The sequence below is a fragment of the Microbacterium paludicola genome, from assembly GCF_015235415.1.
Lineage (GTDB): Bacteria > Actinomycetota > Actinomycetes > Actinomycetales > Microbacteriaceae > Microbacterium > Microbacterium paludicola.
On record NZ_JADGLL010000057.1, the window covers coordinates 1 to 14,310 of the forward strand.

The window sequence follows — 14,310 nt, forward strand, 5'->3', positions numbered from 1 at the left end:
GCCCCACCCCGCTCGTTGAGCGAGGGAGCGAAGCGACTGAGCGCCGCACTGAGCGAGCGAAGCGAGTCGAAGTGTCGAAACGCCGCAAGCCACCCCCGGGCTCAGCCCACCGGCCCCTTGGGCTTCTTCCTCCGCGCGCTCGACAGCAGTCTCCACACGCCGATGCCGGCGCCGACGAGGAAGGTCGCGTCGTCGGCGAGTCCGAAGGGCAGCAGGACGTCGGGGATGATGTCGACCGGCGAGACGCCGTAGAGGAGGGCCGCTGCCCCGAGCAGCACCGCTCCGGCGACTTTCCGCTTGTCCATGGCTCGAGCGTACGCCGAACGCCCTGAATCCCCGAGGGTTCAGACCGTCGTGCTGAGCTCGGGTCGCACGCCGTCCTGGATGACGCGGCTCCATCCCTGCGGCGTCTGCTCGACGCGCAGCTGTGCCGGGATCTGCTCCTTCATCGTCTCGACGTGGCTGATGACGCCGACGGTGCGTCCGCCTTGGCGCAGTTCGTCGAGGGTGCGCATGGCGGTGTCGAGGGTCTCGGCGTCGAGCGAGCCGAACCCCTCGTCGATGAACAGCGTGTCGAGCCGGATGCCGCCGGCCCGGCTGGTGACGACTTCGGCGAGCCCGAGAGCGAGGGCGAGGGAGGCGAGGAACGTCTCGCCGCCGGACAGCGAGTGTGCGGGGCGGGCTCGACCGGTGAACTGGTCCATCACCTCGAGGCCGAGGCCGGAGGCTGCGCCGCGGGCGGCGAGGGCGTCGGTGTGCTGCAGGCGGTAGCGGCCGGCCGACATCTCGCTGAGGCGCAGGTTCGCGGCGGCGACGATCTCCTCGAGCTCGGCGGCGAGGACGAACGTCTCGAGCTTCATCCGCTTGCTGTTGTTCGCGCGGCCGGCGACCGTGTCGGCGAGGCGCTTGATCTGCTCGGCCTCGGCGGCGAGCTCGGCGATCTGCGCGTGGGCCGCCTCGATGCGCTCGGCGGCGGCCTCAAGCGTGCGGGCGCGCTCGCCCGCGGTGCTGTGCTCGCGGACCGCATCAGCCCACGCTGCCTTGGCGGCCGCGACGGCTTCGGCGCTCTCATCCGTGTCGATGGGGTCCTCGGGAAGCACCTCGAGCTCGAGTTCGAGCAGCGTGGAGCGGGTGGCGGCGAGCGCGGTGTCGTGCTCCTGGATGCGAGTGTCGAGGGACGCACGCTCGGCCGCGCCGCGGAGGGCGGCAATCGCCTCGGCGGCGTCCGCGAATCCCGCTTCCTCGACGGCCCGCTCGAGCGCCTCGGCGGCGTCGACGGCTGCCTTCTCGGCGCGGGCGGCCTCGCGCTGCGCCTCGGCGTAGGCGGTGGCAAGGGCGACGAGCTGCTGCTCGGCGCGGATGCGGTCACCCACGGAGTCGGCCGAACCGCGGGCCTCGGCCACCGCGGCGCGGTCCTTGTCGAGTTGAGCCGCTGCCGCTGTGGCCCGTGCCTCGAGGTCGCTGCGCTCGGCGATCAGGGCGGTGCGCTGGGCGTCGTTGCGCTGCTCCTCCGCGTCGAGGGCGGTGCGCTCGGCGGCCAGCCGCTCCTTCTCGGCGGTGGCGGCCTCGGCCGCCTTGAGCTCCTCGCGCTTCGCGTCGAGGTCGGCGGTGAGCTCGTCAACGGTCCGGTCGCCCGAGTCCTTCAGGCGGTCCGCGTGGGCACGGTCGGCCTCCGCGTACGCGGTGTTGGCGGCCTCGTACGCGGCGACGGCTTCGCGGCGAGCGGCGTCGGCGCGGTCGACGTCGTCGGCCGACACGGCGTCCTCCCCGAGGACGGCGCGGGCAGGGTGAGAGGTCGAGCCGCAGACGGCGCAGGCCTCGCCGTCGACGAGCGCGGTGGCGAGTTCGCCCGCCATCCCGGCGAAGCGCCGGGCCTGGAGGTCGGCGTGGTGCGCTTCGGCGTCGTCCTTGCGCTTCTTCGCCTGCTGCAGTGCGTCGAACGCAGCGCGCTGGTCATCCGCGAGGCGCGTGAGCGAGCGCGCGGCGGCGAGCTGGTCGGCAAGCTGGGCGACGTTCTGTGTCAGCGATTCGAGCGTTGCCGCGGCGTGAGTTGCCCGGTCGATCGCCTGCTCGATCCGCTTCCGCTCCTCAGGCAGAGCCGCGGCGCGCTCATCCAGTTCGGCGGCGCGACGCGCCGCATCCTCGGCCTGCGTGCGGAGCGTCTCGATCGCTCGGGCATCGGCCTCGAGCCGCGCCTCGATGTCGCTCAGGGGGCGCCAGCCGCCGATGCGCTGCTGCGCCTCGGCGACGAACTCGTCGAGAGCCGGCGCGTCGGCGTCATCCTGGTCGGCGTCCTCCCAGGCGCGGCGGGCGTCATCCAGGGCGTCGTTCGCGGAGTTCAGCGCGAGCAGCGCCTTGCCTGCGGCATCCTTCGCGGCGCGCACCGGCTCTGCCCGCTGGGCGGCGTCGCGCTCGGCGCGGAGCGCGGCGATCTCGGCGGCGCGCTCTTCAAGGCCGGCGAGCGTGATCCGGGCCGTGTCGCGGCGCTGCTGCTTGTCGCGCTGGGTGGTGCGCTCGGTGTGGACGGCTTCAGCGGCGGCGAGCGCCTTCGTCGCCTGCTGCTGGACGGCGTCGGCCTCCTCGGCGAGGTGACGCGAGCGCAGGGCGGCGCGGCCGATCCATCCGATCCGCTCCTCGAGCGAGGGTGTGCCCTCCAGCGGGTCGATCAGCCCGCGGGCGGCTTCGCCTGCCTGGTCGAGCTGGGCGCCGAGCGACTGGCTCTGGTGGGCGACGCGTGCTTCGGCTTCCTTGCGGCGCTCGTCGAGGGCCTTCTCGTACTCCTCGAAGCGCTTGGTGCCGAAGAGGGTGCGGAGCAGGGCCTGGCGCTCGTCGTTCTTGGCGAGAAGGAAGCGGGCGAAGCGTCCCTGGGCGAGCAGGATCACCTGCAGGAACTGCTGCTGGGTGAGCCCGATGACCTCGTCGACGAGGGTGGCGACGTCCACGGGGCGCGCGGCGCGGCCGATCCATTCGTCGCCGACCCGCTCGTACATGCGGGCTTCGGCCTTCTGCGGGGTGAGGCCTTCGCCGCGCTTCTTGGGGCGGGAGAACTCGGGGCTGCGCTCGATGCGCCAGGTGCGTCCGCCGGTGGTGAACTCGAGGGCGACCTCGGTGGGGTCCTCGGGTTCGGCGTGGTCGCTGCGCAGCCGCTTCTCGCCGTCTTCGTAGCGCGGTGCGGAGCCGTAGAGCGCGAAGCAGATGGCGTCGAGGATGCTCGACTTGCCGGCGCCGGTGCGGCCGGAGATGAGGAAGATGCCGTCGCCGGCGTAGGCGTCGAGGTCGACGGTCTGGCGCCCGCGGAACGGCCCGAATCCCTCGATTTCGATGCGGTGGATCCTCATGCCGACACCTCGACGGCCTCGTTCTCTGCGGCGCGGCGCTCGGCCACAACGTCGCCGATGATCCGGCTCTCGCCGTCGGTCGGGCCTTCGCCCTCGCGCACGAGCGTGAGGAAGGTGTCGATGAGCTCGACGTCGCCGACGGTCTTCTTGACGCGGGCGCGGTAGCTGAGGCCGTCGTCGCCGGCGCGGCCCTGCGGGTCGGGCTGGATGGTGGCGCAGTGCGGGAAGCGCTGCTGCAGGCGGCGCATCGGGTCGGACTGCGGGGTCGCGTCGGTGAGCACCGCGCAGACCCAGGCATCGACATGCTCGTCGTAATCGGCGTGGGTGAGCAGCTCGTCGAGCGTGCCGCGCAGCGTGACGAGCTTGCGCGGCACCGGCAGCTCGAGCCACTGGACGCTCGTGAGCCCGTCGGCATCGAGGTCGACGAGCCAGGATCCGCGGGGCTTGTCCGCCTCGCTGAAGCTGTAGTGAAGGGGCGCTCCGCTGTACCGGATGTGCTCGGCGAGGCGGTTGCGGCCGTGGATGTGCCCGAGGGCGACGTAGTCGGGCCCGTCGAAGCTCGCCAGCGGGACGACGTCGAGCGAGCCCTGCCGGATCTCGCGCTCCACGCCGGCGCTCGGCTCGACGCCGGCGGCGAAGCAGTGCGACACGACGACCGAGCGTCCACCCCGCTCGGCGCGATCCGCCCCGATGAGGCCCATCGCGTGGTCGATCGCCTGCTCCTGCGTGCGCAGGTCGTTGGCCCACACGCTGCGGACCAGGATCGGCTCGAGATACGGGATGCCGTAGAAGTGCACCGGCCCGTGCTCGTCGGCGAGGGTCACGGGAGTGCCGACGGACGCAGCGTCGGTGATGACGTGGATCCCGTCGCGCAGCAGCGGCGCCATGAACCCGAGCCGGGCGGCGTTGTCGTGGTTGCCGCTGGTCAGCACGATCTGCGCGCCCGAGCCGCTGATCTGGCGAAGCACGTCAGTCAGCAGCGTGTAGCAGGCGGCTGCAGGCGTCGCGGAGTCGAACACGTCGCCCGCGATGACCACAACATCCACCTCGTGCTCGCGCACCTGGTCGGTCAGCGCACCGAGCACACCGCGCAGCGCCTCGAGCGTTGAGTGCCCGTGGAACGACCGCCCGATGTGCCAGTCAGAGGTGTGCAGGATCCGCATGCCTCCACGGTAAGGACGGGGTCCGACATTGCCCGGAGGACAGGCGGGGTGGGGCTGGATGCTCAGGTGGCGTCCGGCTCGGCGCGCACGACGGCCTCGATGTTGGCCGCGACGGTGGCCGGATCCTCGTGCTCCCAGAACCGCAGCACCTTCCACCCAAGCTCGGTCAGGGCCTGGTCGGTCTCGCGGTCACGCTCCTTGTTGCGAAGGAGCTTCGGGCGCCAGTACCCGGAGTTTCGCCGCGGCTCCGTTGCGTGGACAGGGCAGCCATGCCAGAAGCAGCCGTCGATGAAGACGGCGATGCGTCGCCGGGTGAACACGATGTCAGGACGCGCGCGCAGGGGCGGCGCAAGCCTGTAGTCGACGCGATAGCGAAGGCCTCGGCGGTGCAGGATCCGTCGCACCGCCAACTCCGGTTTGGTGTCGCGCCGGCGATTGGCCAGCATCGTGCGGCGGGACGTCAGGTCCGATGCCCACGAGCCTTTCGCGCTGTCGCCTGGCATCAGCCCTCCGACTCAATCTCCCTTTGGAAGAATACGAGACGGATCGAACAGGGAGCGGATGAGATCCCGCAACTCGTCGTCGTTCAGCGACGCGAGGTCTGTGACGCGCGATTCGAACTGAACGGCCTTCAGCCCCGCGCGTACGATTGCGCGGCGTGGTGCGTTCGCGGGGGTCGCGGCGATCTGCTCGCTCAGCAACCGCGCGAGCCTGTGGTCTGCGGACAAGCTCCGGTCGATGAGACCGACGAGCTCGTCCTCGAAGAGCTCGACCTCGGGATCGTTCAGGAGCGGTCCCAGGACGACAGACCGCAAGTACGCACGATAGAACACATTTCGGCGACCGGCGAGATAACGATCCGCGGGGAGCTTCCCACGATGATCGGCTGGGAACCGCCGCAATGCGAGGTCAGGCAAGACTGCGATCGTCAAGTACGACCACATCCCGGGGTGAGCTGCCTGGCCCCGAAGGTCCCCGTCAAACCATTGCGCCAGCGCCGCGCCCGCGAGGAGGTCGAACTTGCGCTCATGGTTCCGCTGAGTGCGAGACACGGTCTCGAGCTGCGCCTCCATCTCCGAACGAAGCTCCATCAGCTCCCGGACGCTCACGTTCCCCGAGCCGCCCAACCCGAAGTACGCCCGCGGGTGATGCACCCCATTGGCGTACGGAGAGACGGCTGCATCACGCGCGATCAGGCGCTCGAGTTCGGCAAGGGCCCGGGTCGCATCCTCGGACGAGAAGCGTGGGTAGACGACACTCATTACTCTCGGTGCTCCGACATGAATCCCGCGGCCTCTCGCGCTCGGTCGAGCAGTCGACTCGGTTCCTCAGATGCGAGCCTCAGCGCGAGTTCAAGGTCCAGCCCCAGGGCTGACGCGACGTTCGCTCCCAGGGCGACTAGCGAAGTGGGCTCTTCCTGCACGATCTCGTTCATCGCAGCAGATGTGTAGGACGTCCGCCACCCTGCGAGCTGATGCAGCACCGAGACATAGATATCGGCCTGGATCGATTCGTACACCATCGGCTCCGCGGTTCCGTCCAGGATCCTCTCTGCGGCAGCGAAGTCAGTGTTGACGTACAGTCTGATCGCTGAGGTCACACCCCACGTCGGATCTGCCTCGTGAGCCGTCTCAATCGCCCAGGGCAGGCGCAAGCGCATTGTGTGCTCGAAGCTGACGGCGGACGTTGGGAAGTCGTTACCCAGCCGTTCGAACAGCAGCTTCGGAGGCGCCGGGAGATTCCAGAGACGGGCCGCCCGGTGCACACCGCGAGCAGCGTCCGGATGGCCCGTTCGCCCCGGACCGACAACAGCCACGTCGATAAGCGCCTCGACGGCGACCGCCGACCCGTCGACGACGACTGCGACCGACGCACCCCACACGCCGTTCTCGGCGGTGAACGGGACGCTCTCACGCCATTTCGTCCGGGCCGCAAGGCAGGTGATGGACGCGACGAGTGAGAGATCTTCATCCGTACCGATGCCCGCGACCTCCCAGAAATCAGGGGTAAGGGACGCGGTGATCCCAACGGTCAGATCGCGACCCGGCTCCCACACGTCGGGCAGGTCCTCGAACGCCACCTCGGGATCGAGCAGCCGAACGTTGACCGCGACTGCACGGGCTGGTGGGACACGGTAGGGCCGCGATTCAATCGCCGGCATCGATTGCCCTCGCATTCATCTCGATGCGGAGCGCCCTCCGCGGCGGGCCCGAGATAGTCACAGATTGCGGCACGCCGCCCGCGACCCGCGCCTCTGTCCCGCTCACGGCCCGCCCATCGCTCCAGGTCGCTTCCACCTGGGACTCGGAAAGCAGCTCGCGCGCACCTTCGTCGCCGATGACGAAGACTTCGATTCTGACAAGAGCTTCACCGTCAGCTTTCACCTCGAACTCGACACGCTGTCGTTGCCGGCCGTCCCTCAGCGTCTCGACCAGATAGGGAGCATCGATCGAGACGAGCTGACGCCTGGCAGCACGTCGGCCACCGGCACCCCCTCCGCTCGCCCCATTAGGTGCGCCTGGAACGTCAGCCCGTGCTACAGGCAACAGCACGCCCAGGCGCCGGGCAAGTGTCCCTACGCCAAGTCGCGCCCTCTCCTCTTCGGCAGCGTCCTCGGGCTCCGGCACGGCGAATGTCTCGCGTAACAGGCTGCGGACCTTGTTGCGTGTGTGCCGAATGACAAGCCCCGCGTCCCCGCCTGCGCTGCTGACCCACATGTCGTGGGCGGGTGGCTCGGCATCTGCGTAGGTTCGGTCCCATTCCTTCGCGGACTTGAACACTGCTAACCAGTCGAACCCCGGCGGTGGAGCGAAATCCGACCAGTCCTCGGTGGTCACCACCAGCTCCGCCTGGTTGCGCATCAACGCAATCCGCAGAGGTGCATCATCCCCGCCAGCAGGATCGAGGTCATCGTCCGGGTGACGTTGTTCCACTCCGGGCATTCTCCGCACCACGGCCAGGTAGCCGATGGTATCCCGGTACCGATGAACGTCATGGACGACGACTGGGATACCTGACGGAGACTCCACTGCGCTGGCTCCGGGGTGCAGATGGGCTCGGATCGCGTTGAGACCCGCCCCCCAGAAGTCGATGGCGCCTGGCGCTTCGTCGATGAGCGCGACTTCTGCCGAGTGCGCCTTCAATGAGATCGGCATCGGACACGAGTCGTCCCACGGAGCTGGAATCAGCTTCGGCCACAGGTGTCTCCTGATCGCGCGGCGAGACTGGCGGACGAATTCTGCCTCCACCTTGGCCGGGTCGCCGTAGCGCAAGTCCTCCGGCGCAGGCTCATCAAGACCGAGAGTGCCGGGCAACGGCAACCTCGGATCGAGGATCAGGAGCGAGGTGCCAGTCTCATCCGCGTCGAAGTGCCGGGCGAAAAACCGTTCCCCGTACCGTTGTGCCTCGACGCCAACGAGCGGCTGGACGAGGTCACCGGAACCCGTTCCCCACCAATGACGACCTGTGTACTGGACGCCCTCAGACACATAAGACTCGTGGAAGGCCGAGATTATGAATCGATGCTCGAGCTGGCCTTGAGGGTTTCGACAGCGGGTCCAGAAGATGACGGTGCCCTGCTCGCTAAAGGCGTAAGCCGCCGTCTTGCCGAACCCGTAGGTCCCGCCGCCCTGCCCGTCGTCACGGGGCACCCCGACCTTCAGGATGAGGTCCTGGAAGTTCTTGGCCTCATCCTTCGCCGTCGGCGACAGATCCACCGGTCCGTCGAGACCCGTCGTGCCGCGATCGAAGATCTCGAGCACGTGGAGGTTCCTTACCGAAGGCACATGGTGCAAGCCGGGGACGCGCCCAGCCGAGAAGAGATGGTCGAGATCAGCCCGCAACCGGAAATCAACCCGGCGCAGATCGACGCCGTACCGTGGCACCTGGCGTGGCGCGCGCGCATCCCAGCTGTTCTGCGCCGTCTCCCGGATCAGCACTTCAAGAGGCGAGAGCTCGGTGCGCCCCAGTAGCCGGTCACCACCGGTGCCGTCCATATCTCCGGCCGTGAACCGCTTGGGAAACCAGGCAAGGGGGCGCAGCGACACTGATTCAGTCATAGGTGCTCCAGGACCTGCGTGAACTCCTCGACCGGCCGAGGAGACGGACACGTGTCCAGGAGAAGCTGGTAGCTGAGCCGCGCAACGCCGCTGAGTGCGGCCGGATCCAGCTTGGACGCGCGGATGCCGGGGAAGTCGTCAGTCACCTCATACAGTCGACGTTCGGCCACAATGAAGCGGAATTGCGCGTCATCGACGAGCGGCGCGTCAGGAGTGGTGCGTCCGCGCAACGCGCCGCGGTGCAGGCCAAGCTCTTCGAGTTCGTCCAGAATCTCGGCGACTGTCTGCCCGGCGGCATTCTCCTCGAGCCGAAGCGCTGCGAGATGCAGCCGCCCCTTGACCGGTGGATCGAGCTGGTGCGCACCATGGATGGTGACGGACGGGCTGTCCAGCCCGAGGTAGCTCTTCACTTCGAGCGCGTTGACGGAGAAGAAGTCGTGCCGATAGCCGTCAGGGCCCCGCCACAACTTCAATGCGTCAGCCGGCCGCACCGCCGCGATCTCTTTCAGCACGACGAGCTCTCCGAAAAGTCCCACCGCCTGTTGCCGACTCGTCCGCAGGCGCACCCGCTCAAGCGCTCTGCGCCAGTCCTCCACAACCGCCGCGAGCTCGAAGTACACGGAGTGGCGGGTGGCTTCCACTCGATCGAGCATCTCGCCGATCAGCGAGAAGAAGGTGGGGCGAAGTTCGCTATCGGAACATGCGATGTCGATTCGCTCATGCGGCGACTCGGCTGATGCTTCGAGCCACGTAACCGGAAAGGCGTCGCCGAGCAGCGGATCGATGCGCGGGGAGTCGTCGGGCCGCTCGATGAGCAGGTGGATGACGTCGAGGTGGTCACGGACAAGCAGCGCTTCACGCATATGCCAGTCCGGCCCCAGTCGTGCGGCCTTGGCGTGACCGACGCTGGGTTGCGCGCCTCGAAGTCGCTCGATGGCACCCGCGACGCGGGAGTATCCGGTGCTCATTCGTCCTCGATCTTCGACTTGAAGTCTGCCTCGATGTCGATGGGCGCGAGGTCTATCTCATCATGTTCCTCGACGTCACCTGTATCGAAGATCGACTGGACCTCGACCGCGTAGTAGTCGCCGTCCCGCTCGAGCTCGGCAGCCGGGAACACCGCTCCCAAGCCGATGAGGTGGTCAGCGGCGCCCATGAACGTTCGGCCGCTGGACTTCTTCTCGGGTGTGGAATCCTTGCTGACTGCATACAGGAGGATGACGCCGCTATCGGGCCGCACCTCCTTGCGGAAGCGCCGGACGTCTTGAGCGTTGCTCTTGTTTAGCGTCTTGAGACGCGCCTGCTGAGCCTCCGTGAGCAGCCCGTTGTCGCCCAGGATCGAAAGATCGAGTGTGTAGTCGGCGCTCGACATCAACGCCCGGATGTTCACGATGTCAGCGCCCGCCTCGATCTCCTCCGCGAACCGATCCGTCGACCAGGTGCCTTCGGCCAGCGGAGCTCTGCTCACAACATTCACTTCGATGCCGGGCGAGTACTGGAATTGGGCGTTGTTTGAGGCCGGCCCGGAGACGAGAACCAGATCCCAGCTCTTGCCGTTCCCGTGCGTCGAGGTCCATTCGCGCATCGCCTGGGGTTGCAGGGCGGTCTCAGGGGAAGGCACCCAGTAGCTATCGAGGAATTCCACCACCGAGTCGTGGTCGAGTCCGCGGAAGAGATGGGCGCTGGCACCGTTGCCGGTGCGGCGCACTCCTGCTGATAGGTGCTCCAAGCTTTCGACCGCTCGCTGGACAAGCGCTCTGGCCGCCGCATGGCTTCGCCTCAAGCCTTGCTCGGACCGGTCGAGGTAGATCGTCTGTCGGCGGGTTCCACCCAACCCCGTATGAACGAGATCCACGAACGCCAGCTTGCCCGGTCCAGTGATCTGAAGGCGACCTCTGTGTGCGAGTACGGGGATCGCCAGCTCCCTGGGCGTCTTACCTTCGCGTGCCATCAGCTCGATATCGTCGCGAAGCTCGCGCTCGACGAGCGCAAGATGTGCGTAGTCGTCAAGCATTCCAGACGCAGCCCAGACGCGGGCAAGGTCCTGGTACCTGGGGCGGAAGCCGAACCAGCGACCCATCTGCAGAAGGGTGTCGTATGTGTTTGAGGTCCGCAGGAAATATGACACGACCAGGCCCTCGAGCGTGAGGCCGCGAGACAAGGTCCCGCCGCCGATCGCGATGACCGTCTGCGGGTCATCGTCCGGGTACGCGAGTCGCTCGTCCGACTGGCCGTTGTCCACGCGAACCTGAACGCGGGCGAGAAGCTCCTCGACGGCGGCCCATACGACGTTCCAAGCCGGCACCACCTCGTCCCCGCGGAAGGCAACGGCTCGATCAATCTCCTCCTCGAACGTGACCCGGAAATCGTCCCTACGGTGCTCGCGCTCCAGGGCGAGCGAGGTGAGGAAGTCTCGCACGACATCACGCAGCCGGTCATGAGCTTCGACCCGGTGCGACGTGTGAAGCAGCATGGACGAGTGGCTCGCGCGCCCGATGCGCAACTGGCGTATGGCAGTGGCGATAAGGAACCAGCGGATCGCCTTTCCGAGCGACTCCGTGATGTGCGGCTCGTACTTCGAAAGATCTCGACCGCTGGGCGCGAGTATCGCCGCCTCAACATCGTCGATCTCGCGCGCCAGCGCGTCAGGAGGTGCGCCCTCCTCGTCGGCGAGGCGAGACGTGTCGAAGAATGTGTCCGCACCCATGTACCCTTCCGGCCGCGGAAGCACGACGGCGAAGTCGTCGGGGTACAGATCGCCCGGATCGTTCGGGTTCGCGAAGATGTTGGCAAACGGCGTCGCGGTGTAGGCGACGTAAGTGCCGGTTGGAATCGCCGCCCAGATGTCACGAATACGCTTATTGATCGTCGAGATCAACTGCTTCCCGCCGAGAGTGTTCGGGGTCGCCTGGTCGGACTCATCATCGATCACCAGCGTGGCGCGCGAGCGCAGAATCTCCGGGTCTGACTTTGCGATGTTCTTCAAGAACGTGAGAACGTGCGCGAGTCGCTTCTCGTTCTTTTTGACGACCATCACGATCGCGTTGCCTGAGTTGCCGACCAGGCCGATCTGATTCGTCGGAGCGATGTCGGAGTTGACGTCAGTCAGCGGATGCCAGGCCACACCACCACCACCGACCTTCAGCTCACCCAGATGGAGATCGCTGTCGAGACGCGCCTGCGTCTGAGCGCGAAGGTTCGAGTGCATGCCGGCGAGAACGATGATGATGCGGTATCCAGCGTCCACCGCCTTCGCGATCAGACCCGCATAGTTCGCGGTCTTCCCAGACTGGACGTATCCGATGACAAGACCCTTGCGCCGGTCGCCTCGCTCTCTCGGGTTCGCACACCGAGACAAGATCTGCGACGTGGAGTCGTCTACAGCAGCTACTGCCTGGTCAGGCAGGCGCGACGCGAGCTTCGTCCGGTACAAGGGCCAGATGCCGATCTGGCTCTTGGGGCCGTCGTACCACGAGGATCTTTCACCATTCCCATCAACGACGTGACCGAGGGCTGTCTCCTCAATTCGCTCCCGTTCACGGTGCAGGTAGGCGCGATAGTCGTCGGGGAAGGAAGGATGGTAGACGGCCAATTGGGCCAGCAACTCCGCGTCCCGCGCGCCCGGATCCCTGTTCGGCTGCATCGCTTGCAATGTCTCAAACGTCGCCTTGAGTTGCTCGAAACTCAGACTTCCCATGCAGACCTCCCGCGATCCCAGGCTCGGACGAGCCCCACATGATCATTCCTAGCGGAGAACTCCGACATTCCACGAGCTACCGGAGGATGGGAAACCACCCTCCTCACATTGCTCAGCCGAGGTGCACGCTTGTGTCCGTGACTGCGAGGTTCTGCTCAATCCATTGATATGGCTGACCAGACATGGTCTTGAAGAGTGCTTCGAAGATCACGCGCGCGCCGGCCGGAGGCACTGCCATGCCCACCTGCCGTCGCACGCTCTCCTTCGGTCCCTTGAACTCGAACTCATCTGGGAACGTCTGGATTCTGGCCCGCTCCCGGTTGGTGAGCGCGCGGTTCTCGGCCCAGTGGTAGCCGTGCGTGCCACCGCCCCCCGATCCGGTGAGGGTGTACGACGGGCGCTCGGGGTGCAGCCGACGATAGATCTGACTGAGGGTGGCGCCGCGGACGTTCAGCTTCAGATGATCAGGCATGCGCTTGGCATTGAATGCGTTCTCGCCCGGATCGATGTAGCTGAGCCGTTCCATAACCGTCTGAGACTGGCGAGTGCGTTCGTGATTCTTTGCACTCTCGGGGATACCGAGAAGCACGTCCCTGACCGGCACCCAATCGGCGGCGCGAGGATGAGTGGGAGCAGGCACGCGGAACTTCGCGCCGACGTCCGACCGAATACCGACGATGATGATGCGGTGCCTTCGCTGGGGCACCCCATACTCCTCGAACTTGTAGAGGTGAGGCGTGAGAACGTAGCCATCGGCGGCGGTGCGCATGGCCTTGAGTATCTCGGCGAAGTCGCGTCCACCGTTTGAGCTGCGGAGACCTGAGACATTCTCGGCCACAAACCACATCGGCTTGTAGTGGTCAAGGACATCGATGCCGAACTTGTAGAGCGGACCGAACTCTCCCTTGAGGCCACGATTCTCACCGACCAGGCTGTAGTCGTTGCAAGGGAAGCCGAACGCGAAGCCTTCGATGTGCCCGAGCTCTTCGATATTCAGCTCTCGCACATCAGCGTGGCGAACCGTCTCATGGCTCGCACCGTGGATGTTCGCCACATACGTCGCGACAGTGCTCGCGTCGTAATCGTTAGCCCAACCGTGGCGCAGATCGACCCCCAGTGCGGCCGCAGCCTGATGTGCGCCCAGCGCCATGCCCCCGGGCCCTGAGAACAACTCGCCCATGCGGAACGTCAGGTCCACTGATGCACCCCTTACCTGATCAGAAGCGACGGCGCGTCGCGTATGTCCACCGCCCGCAACCGCAAGCCGTCAAGCACGCAGCGTATCCGTGCCAACAGAAGCAGTGCGGCGCCACGCGGGAGCGTTGTCGCAACGAGATGTTCGACGGCCCAAGCGAGCGTTGCCGATACGATAGGGCCAGGTTCGGACATTTGTTCGAAATCCCCGGTCAAGGGGCCAAAAGTCCGCTAGAGGTCCGCCTCAACCCGCAGCAACCGAAACTCCCGCCGCCGCAGCAGCCGCAGCACCCACGAAGCCGGCGCCCCCAAAGCGCGCAACCCTTCCTCCACGCCGTACGCCTCCACGCCGACCACGCGGTACCACTTCCCGCGATGGAACACCCGCCCACCGCCGGCGAGCAGGTTCCGGTACCAGTTCACCCGGTCGCCGTAGGTGAGCTCGGCGACGAAGCCATCCGGAACCGGCGCGAGGATCAGCGGCGCCTCGAACGTCCGCCCCGACTTGCGCCCCACGTGCTCCACGAGCGAGAACGGGCCTCGGCCGCTGCGAGCCGCGCGCAGCGTCAGCGGATTCAGCGTGCGGTTGAGCCAGCGAAGGTACCGATCTTTGAACGAGCTCACAGGCACAGTCTGGCCCCGCCGGTACGTTCTATCCATGCCGCCCGAGCCGCCCGTCCACCCCGCGTCCGCGTTCACGCACGACGGAGCGACGCTGATCTGGGAAACGCGCGGCAGCGGCGACACGACCTTTGTTCTCGTCCACGGCATCGGAATGGGCCGCACGGTCTTCACGGGCCTTGCCGATCTGCTCGTCGAGCACGGCCGCGTCATCGCCCTCGACCTGCCCGGATTCGGCG

The 14,310-nt window shown here is 66.9% G+C and carries 12 protein-coding genes; 1 reads left to right on the plus strand and 11 read right to left on the minus strand.

Annotated elements, in window-relative coordinates:
• Window positions 1-101: 101 nt before the first annotated feature.
• The 11 genes from IR155_RS14520 to IR155_RS14570 form a co-directional block, all read right to left on the minus strand.
• Window positions 102-305 carry a DUF1232 domain-containing protein gene (locus tag IR155_RS14520; RefSeq protein WP_135115518.1) on the minus strand — a complete coding sequence of 68 codons (204 nt, stop codon included), beginning with the start codon at window positions 303-305 and terminating at the stop codon, window positions 102-104.
• Between the two features lie 39 nt (window positions 306-344).
• The gene (locus IR155_RS14525) at window positions 345-3,338 is read right to left on the minus strand and encodes an AAA family ATPase (protein ID WP_135115519.1); all 2,994 of its coding nucleotides are present in this window, start codon (window positions 3,336-3,338) and stop codon (window positions 345-347) included.
• A complete protein-coding gene (locus IR155_RS14530; RefSeq protein ID WP_135115520.1) occupies window positions 3,335-4,501 on the minus strand; it encodes an exonuclease SbcCD subunit D in 1,167 nt (388 codons plus the stop codon). Before IR155_RS14530 ends, IR155_RS14525 begins: the two co-directional genes overlap by 4 nt.
• A gap of 62 nt (window positions 4,502-4,563) precedes the next feature.
• Window positions 4,564-5,004, minus strand: a complete 441-nt coding sequence (locus IR155_RS14535; protein WP_135115521.1) for a very short patch repair endonuclease — start codon at window positions 5,002-5,004, stop codon at window positions 4,564-4,566.
• A 12-nt stretch (window positions 5,005-5,016) separates the two neighbouring features.
• Window positions 5,017-5,763 (minus strand): hypothetical protein, encoded by a 747-nt coding sequence (locus IR155_RS14540; RefSeq protein WP_135115522.1) that lies wholly within the window; start codon window positions 5,761-5,763, stop codon window positions 5,017-5,019.
• A complete protein-coding gene (locus IR155_RS14545) occupies window positions 5,763-6,662 on the minus strand; it encodes a hypothetical protein (protein ID WP_135115523.1) in 900 nt (299 codons plus the stop codon). Before IR155_RS14545 ends, IR155_RS14540 begins: the two co-directional genes overlap by 1 nt.
• A complete protein-coding gene (locus tag IR155_RS14550) occupies window positions 6,649-8,547 on the minus strand; it encodes a hypothetical protein (protein ID WP_135115524.1) in 1,899 nt (632 codons plus the stop codon). The genes IR155_RS14545 and IR155_RS14550 overlap by 14 nt, the downstream gene beginning before the upstream one ends.
• 8 nt (window positions 8,548-8,555) lie before the next feature.
• Window positions 8,556-9,527 (minus strand): PD-(D/E)XK motif protein, encoded by a 972-nt coding sequence (locus IR155_RS14555; protein ID WP_135115525.1) that lies wholly within the window; start codon window positions 9,525-9,527, stop codon window positions 8,556-8,558.
• Window positions 9,524-12,256, minus strand: a complete 2,733-nt coding sequence (locus IR155_RS14560) for a Z1 domain-containing protein (RefSeq protein WP_135115526.1) — start codon at window positions 12,254-12,256, stop codon at window positions 9,524-9,526. The genes IR155_RS14555 and IR155_RS14560 overlap by 4 nt, the downstream gene beginning before the upstream one ends.
• A 112-nt stretch (window positions 12,257-12,368) precedes the next feature.
• Window positions 12,369-13,454 (minus strand): DNA cytosine methyltransferase, encoded by a 1,086-nt coding sequence (locus IR155_RS14565; RefSeq protein ID WP_233441224.1) that lies wholly within the window; start codon window positions 13,452-13,454, stop codon window positions 12,369-12,371.
• Window positions 13,455-13,681: 227 nt separating this feature from the next.
• Window positions 13,682-14,074 carry a PNPOx family protein gene (locus tag IR155_RS14570; RefSeq protein WP_233441225.1) on the minus strand — a complete coding sequence of 131 codons (393 nt, stop codon included), beginning with the start codon at window positions 14,072-14,074 and terminating at the stop codon, window positions 13,682-13,684.
• A gap of 34 nt (window positions 14,075-14,108) precedes the next feature.
• Here IR155_RS14570 and IR155_RS14575 point away from each other — a divergent pair.
• Window positions 14,109-14,310, plus strand: a 202-nt coding sequence (locus tag IR155_RS14575; RefSeq protein WP_409366564.1) for an alpha/beta fold hydrolase, incomplete at its 3' end; no start/stop codon positions are given.